This is a genomic window from Corynebacterium sp. MSK047 (assembly GCF_030232285.1).
Classification (GTDB): Bacteria; Actinomycetota; Actinomycetes; order Mycobacteriales; family Mycobacteriaceae; genus Corynebacterium; species Corynebacterium jeikeium_D.
Genome location: NZ_JASPJI010000040.1, coordinates 1 through 6,309, shown reverse-complemented (window position 1 = coordinate 6,309; position 6,309 = coordinate 1). Strand labels below are relative to the sequence as shown.

General features: G+C 58.1%; 5 protein-coding genes and 1 tRNA gene. 3 read left to right on the top strand and 3 right to left on the bottom strand.

The window, feature by feature from the left end:
* Nucleotides 1-157: 157 nt before the first annotated feature.
* Nucleotides 158-230: transfer RNA gene (locus tag QP981_RS11005), tRNA-Lys, on the bottom strand.
* A 652-nt stretch (nucleotides 231-882) separates the two neighbouring features.
* Between QP981_RS11005 and QP981_RS11000 the strand changes: the two genes are divergently transcribed.
* Nucleotides 883-2,052: a L,D-transpeptidase gene (locus QP981_RS11000; RefSeq protein ID WP_049172917.1), complete on the top strand. Its 1,170-nt coding sequence runs from the start codon at nucleotides 883-885 to the stop codon at nucleotides 2,050-2,052.
* Nucleotides 2,053-2,105: 53 nt separating this feature from the next.
* Here QP981_RS11000 and QP981_RS10995 read toward each other — a convergent pair whose 3' ends face one another.
* Entirely contained in the window at nucleotides 2,106-2,789 is a 684-nt protein-coding gene (locus QP981_RS10995; protein ID WP_080969579.1) for a LuxR C-terminal-related transcriptional regulator, read from the bottom strand.
* Nucleotides 2,790-2,850: 61 nt separating this feature from the next.
* Entirely contained in the window at nucleotides 2,851-4,056 is a 1,206-nt protein-coding gene (locus tag QP981_RS10990) for a sensor histidine kinase (protein WP_284858015.1), read from the bottom strand.
* A 149-nt stretch (nucleotides 4,057-4,205) separates the two neighbouring features.
* Between QP981_RS10990 and QP981_RS10985 the strand changes: the two genes are divergently transcribed.
* Complete coding sequence (locus QP981_RS10985) at nucleotides 4,206-5,222, top strand: FtsX-like permease family protein (protein ID WP_284858016.1); 1,017 nt, start codon at nucleotides 4,206-4,208, stop codon at nucleotides 5,220-5,222.
* Between the two features lie 102 nt (nucleotides 5,223-5,324).
* Nucleotides 5,325-6,119: an ABC transporter ATP-binding protein gene (locus tag QP981_RS10980; protein WP_069359094.1), complete on the top strand. Its 795-nt coding sequence runs from the start codon at nucleotides 5,325-5,327 to the stop codon at nucleotides 6,117-6,119.
* The last annotated feature ends 190 nt before the right edge of the window (nucleotides 6,120-6,309 follow it).

Sequence of the window (6,309 nt, the reverse complement as noted above, 5' to 3'; positions counted from 1 at the left end):
CTCAATCGGCATTCAAAAAGGCCAAATCTAACCCCCGCGACACGCCGAGCCAGACACACATTTTGACCCTTAACCCCACTTTTTGCTACTTAACCCCCTACGCTTGTTATGCAACAAAAAGACCGGGAGGGTATTTCTACCTTCCCGGTCTGTATTGTGCGCCATCAGGGACTCGAACCCCGAACCCGCTGATTAAGAGTCAGCTGCTCTGCCAGTTGAGCTAATGGCGCTTACTGTTTCCTGCTTGGTGCTCTCTGTGTGAGCTCCTCGCCGGCAACGAGAAGATATATAACCAGGTTTCTGATTGTTTGTAAAATCGGCTGGTCAGATGCTGTTTTTGAATTGATGTTTTTGCATGTTTTTTGAAAGGTTTTGCGCAACCGTTTGAAAAAAGTTCAAAAAAAGTTTGGAAATCCTCAAAGTGGGGTAGGGCCTGTATCAATGCCATCGACGTTGGGAGTGTGCATAGATGTCGGAGTTACGTTCGACAGTGTTCAGTAACGTCCGGAAGCGTCCGGTGGCACTTTTGAATAGCGAACTGATTACTTTTCGGTAACGCAGCTTCAAGGGGGCGCTGTTTTCCCAGGTCGGTTGAAGTGCCCCGGTTTTTTGGGGTTGCACAGCAATTTTCCAGAGGGTTAACTGTAGGAACCGTTGGGCTACTTTGCGTGCTGCGCCCTGTGAGGGGTTGATGACTGCGATTGGGCAGTCAATAAGGCTTTTCAGTTAGGGCGAGCGTTTTATCGGTGGCTAGTGCCGCTGCAGGGCAGTCTGACCTTTTTCGAGGGCGCACCAGGGGCTGTAGCAGGACTCCGCTGTGTGTCGCAGTGTGTCCCCGGGACTTACTACTTAATAATTGCACTGTTGGAGTGAAGCACGATCATGCGGCAATCTTTTAAGCGCCTGTCGATGGCGGTGGTGACATTTGCGACCACCATCTCGCTAGCTGCTTGTACCGTCGGCGGAGATAATGCCGAGCAGCAAGAGGCGGAGAAGCCAGACGTTGGTCTTGTCGCCAGTGTGAAGGACGACGCCACCGATGTTTCGGTGGTTGACCCGATTTCGGTTCAGGTGGAAGAGGGACATCGCCTGGACAAGGTTGTTATGACCAACCCTGAGGGCAAAGAGGTCAAGGGCAAGCTCGACTCCAGTGGTACCAAGTGGACCACTGCAGAACCCCTGGGCTACTCAAAGACCTATGAGATTAACGCCACCTCGGGCACAGAAAAGCTGGCTACTTCTTTCACCACCGTCGAGCCGACTTCTCAGGTAAATGGTTACCTGTCCCCGCTGGATGGTTCCACCGTGGGTGTCGGTCAGACTATTGCTGTGAAATTCAGCGCGAGTATTTCGGACCGCAAGGCTGCTGAGGAAGCAATTAAGGTGACCACCGAGCCTAAGGTGGAAGGCGCTTTCTACTGGCTGAATAACAGTGAGGTGCGCTGGCGTCCAAAGGAGTACTGGAAGCCGGGGACCAAGGTTACCGTGAAGTCCGATATTTACGGCACGGATCTTGGTGACGATATGTACGGTGCGGAGTCCGCCGAAACCAGCTTCACTATCGGTGATGAAGTCATTGCTATCGCTGATGACGCGACGAAGACCATGGTCATTAAGAGGAACGGTGAAGTCGTAAACTCCATGCCTATCTCTATGGGGTCGAATGTTCACCCGACTCCGAATGGCCAGTACATCATCGGTGATCGCAACGAGACCATGGTGATGGACTCTCGTACCTACGGCCTGTCTCTGGAAAACGGTGGCTACGTCACGCCGGTTAACTATGCAACGCAGATGTCTTACTCCGGTATCTACGTCCACGGTGCACCGTGGTCAACGTGGGCACAGGGCAGCGTCAACCAGTCTCACGGCTGCATCAACGTCACTGACGCCAACGCTAAGTGGTTCCTGGACAACACTAAGCGCGGTGACATCGTGATTGTGAAGAATACGATTGGTGAGACGCTCTCCGGTGTTGATGGACTCGGTGACTGGAACATCCCGTGGGAGACCTGGAAGAAGGGCAACGCCGACGAGACCAGCTCTTGGTAGTCCATGTCCTCTAAGTGAGGCCATCATTTAAGCCACGCGGGTTAGTCCGTTTCCTAATCACCCAACATTCCCAGCTCCTGCGCCCGAGCAACAGCCGCGGTGCGGGAGCTGACGTCTAGCTTGGTGAAAATATGTACCAGATGCGATTTCACAGTCGCTTCGGTGAGCACCAGCTGTTCTGCAATTTTTCTATTCGACATACCCCGCGCGACCAACTCGAGCACTTCGAGTTCGCGCGGGGTTAGTGCTGTATTGGGGTTGCGCATCCGACCCATCAAGCGCCCGGCCACTTGTGTGTTCAGCACGGTCTCGCCGCGAACGGCACGACGGATACCATCGATGAGCTCCTCCGGAGCGGCATCCTTCAGCAGATAACCAACTGCGCCTGCGGTGACAGCGCCGAGCACATCGGAGTCCGAAGAATAATTGGTCACCACCAACACTTCTGGAGCCTTTGCGCCGCGCCCGGCCAGTGCGCGGATGGCTGCGGTGGCATCAACTCCGCCTGCGCGGGTAGCAGTGCCAGGGGCCTCACCAAAGCGAAGGTCCATGAGTACCAGATCGATGTGGTCGCAAGAGTCGTCGTCAAGCGATGCGCGCACCTTCTCGACCGCCTCGTCACCGCTGGCCGCCTCGCCAACCACGACGATATCCGGCGCCGATTCAACGACTGCGCGAAGACCAGCGCGCACGATGGGATGATCGTCGGCGATGAGGACTCCGATGGGCTTGGTCACCTGGCTAACTCCTAGGGTGATGTGAATGGTCGTTTCCTACCTGCATACCAGGCGCGGGACTTTAAGAGGCGAGCTCGTGCGGGATGCTGACGCTGACACCACAACCACGCCCCGGTTCCGACTCGATGGTGAAGGTGCCGCCGAGCTTCTCCACGCGTCGGCGCGCGTTGGCGATCCCCACGCTGTCGTCGTTAGTTGGTGCGGTGGGGTCGAAGCCGATGCCGTTGTCGACGCAGTCGAGCAGAATCTCGTCGGGCTGGTAGGTCAGGGTGACACGGCAGCGGGTGGCGTGTGCATGCTTGACGACGTTCGCCAAGCTCGCCTGGGCCACCCTGATGATGGTTGCTTCGACGGTGGCCGGCAGCCGCGTGGGTGTGCCGTCGACGCAGAAGCTGACAGCATCGCCCAGCACCGTGGAGGAGCAGACTTTCTCCAACGCACCGGATAGGTCTGCGCCTTCGAGGGGAGCCGGCTGAAGTGCTGCGATGATACGCCGGGTCTCGGCGAGGTTGTCGGCCGCGACCTTGCGGGCGAGCTGCAGCGAATCCACCGAGGCCTGGTCATGCTGGGTAGGAGCACTTTTCATGCGAGACTCCACCGAATGCAGCAGCAGCTGGATGGAGGAAAGCCCCTGCGCCACGGTGTCATGAATATCCGCTGCGAGACGTGCACGTTCGTCCAGCTCACCGGCACGACGGGACAGTGCTTCCGAGTGGGCGCGGGCAGCTGAGAGCTCCTCGAGTGCCTTGGTCTTTTCGATAGTCTCCTTCTGCAGGAGCCGGAACCCCAGCCCCACCGTGAGTACAAACGTCCCACCCAGAATGGGGCCGAGGACACCACCAAATGTCAGCGGAGTATGGATAGCGATAGCGCCAATTGCCGTCGCCGTTGTCGCCGCCACCATGATTACGGCCATAAGGCCACCGGTTACCTGCAAAATTACGAAAAACAGTGGGAAAACCAGGAACGAGGCATCCAGCGTTGCAAACGCCAACGCCGCCCAGCACAGCAGCAGAATCACAAGCCAGCCCAACAGCAGGCCACGCGGCTTAGTCAGCGCGACTTCGTTGGCTACGTTGCCATGCCGAGCCCGACCAATCGGCCCGACCGAACCTGCGATGTACACCGCTAGAAAACACGCTGCATAGGTGATGATTCGCCACTGCGGATCCGGAACCACGCATACCGCCAGCAGCACCAGCACCAAAACATCCAGGGCAAACCGCAGTAATTGCCAGCTGCGGTTCAGAGTCTCAGGAGTATCCACGCTCTCGAGCTTAGGGCAGTTCCACCTGCCAAAACACCGCTGACAAGCCGAAATTGTCAACATCAACCGAAAGTTGGAGACGAAGTTCAACCTCCCTGGCGATTAAATCCGCCTTTGAATCCACGACCATAATGAGTATGTACCAGTCAATGAAAGAACTTCGAGCCGCTCCAGGCCGTGCCGCACTGATCACCATCACCGTCGGGATGATTGCTGTGATGGTCACGTTCCTCTCGGCTTTGGCCGCCGGCCTGTCCGCCCAGTCCGTCTCCGCACTGGACGAGGTCTACGACAAAAACGACGCCGTCGTCATCTCGGAGGGGGCCACGTCGCTGTCGTCGTCAAGCATCGGCGAGACGGCGCGAAAGAGCGTCCAGACGTGGGCGAGCGACAACGGCGCAAACGTCCGCGATGTCTACGTCAGTCGTGCGCGCGTCGATGAAACGCCCGTCACCGTCATCTCCGACTTTTCGCTTAACGACGACCAGGTGGCCGTCACCGACGGTGTCGGTGAAACCGCCATTGCGGAAGGTGACTCGCTGACCCTATCTGGCGCGATGGGCGAGCACGAGGCCACCGTTGCGCGCGTGGCGGGGGATAAGTGGTTGGACCACCAAGCGGTCATTTATGCCGGGCGCGGTGTGATGGAAGACCTGACACCGGGGCAGATGGTGCCGGCGGCGATGGTTGTCGACGAGTCTGCGACGCAGCTGCCGAATGTCCCGGAAGGAACAATTCTGCGCGACGGCGAGCGCAATAACCTGTCGGCTTCCTATCAGGGCGAGCAGACCTCGCTGAACGCGATGACCTCGATGCTGTATGTGATTTCTGCGCTGGTGGTAGGCGCGTTCTTCACAGTGTGGACTGTTCAACGACTGCGTGGTGTGGCCATTTCCTCGGCGCTCGGTGCGTCCCGCTCCGTGCTGGTGGCTGACTCTCTGGCGCAGGTCCTGGCCGTGCTGGCAATCGGAGTCGGCGGCGGTGTTGCGGTGACTGCAGCGGCGGGCTGGGCTCTGCAGAGCGGCGACGTCATGCCAATTGTGGTCGATGCTTCCACGACCGTCGTGCCGGGGCTCATTCTGGCCGTGACCGGCGTAGTTGGTGCGCTGCTGGCACTGGTGCCGGTATTCCGCGTCGATCCGACCACCGCATTGGCGAATGCGTAGTGGCTCGTTAGTACGGCCTAGCACGGCGGCTTCCCACAGAACACTCACATCGCGTTAATCATGCACAACCTGCAACTGAGGAATTGAGGAATTGAGGACAAAATGACTACCTATATCGACAACCAGGCTCCCGTGGCACTCGCTCTGAAGAACATCTCGCTGACCGTCCAAGATGGCGACAACAAACGCACCATTTTGGATGACATCTCGCTGAAGATCCGGGCAGGCGAGGTAGTGGGACTGGTCGGACCATCGGGTTCCGGCAAGTCGACTCTGTTGACCATCGCAGGTTGTTTGAAGAGTGCCGATACCGGACATGTCACGCTGTACTCCAACAAGCAGGACGCGAACGGTGCAGGCGCGGACGAGAGTGCGGAAAGGAAGGCCATTGATCTGAGCGCTCGAGGCGCGGATGCTGCCAAGATTCGTCGCGAACACATCGGCATCGTTTTCCAGCAGCCGAATCTTCTGCCAGCGCTGACGGTTAAGCAGCAGCTCATCGCAATGCGGCGACTGGGCCGTGTTTTCGGGTGGCCGGCGGGTGGCCGTCGTGAAGCGGAGAAGCGCGCGGATGAGCTGCTAGAGGCAGTCGGCCTGACTGGGCTGGGAAACCGTCGCGTGAGCCAGCTTTCCGGTGGTCAGCAGGCACGCGTCAATGTTGCGCGCGCACTGATGAATGAGCCGGAAGTGCTGCTGGTCGACGAACCGACCGCGGCTTTGGATCAGAAGAGTGCAGGGGCGGTGACGCGACTGATTATGGATGTGACGCGGAAGATGGGTGTGGCCACCCTGTACATCACCCACGACCTGGGGCAGCTTCACGGTGCCGACCGAATCGTGGAGATGGTTGACGGCAAGCTGCAGTCCGCGGATGCAGGCTTGGTGGCTACTCGGTAGTGAGTATGGGGGGCGGCATCGAAAAGGCTGGGTCAGATAACCACGCCGCCGGAAAGGCGCACATTTTTGGCCTTTAACCCCAGAAATTACGGGCTGCAAATGTGAAACTGTGTGAGTTTATGTCACTTCCAGACGATTTTTCAGGGGTAGGTTCAGGCGGTGAATGCATCACCACTTTCGACCAGGAGAA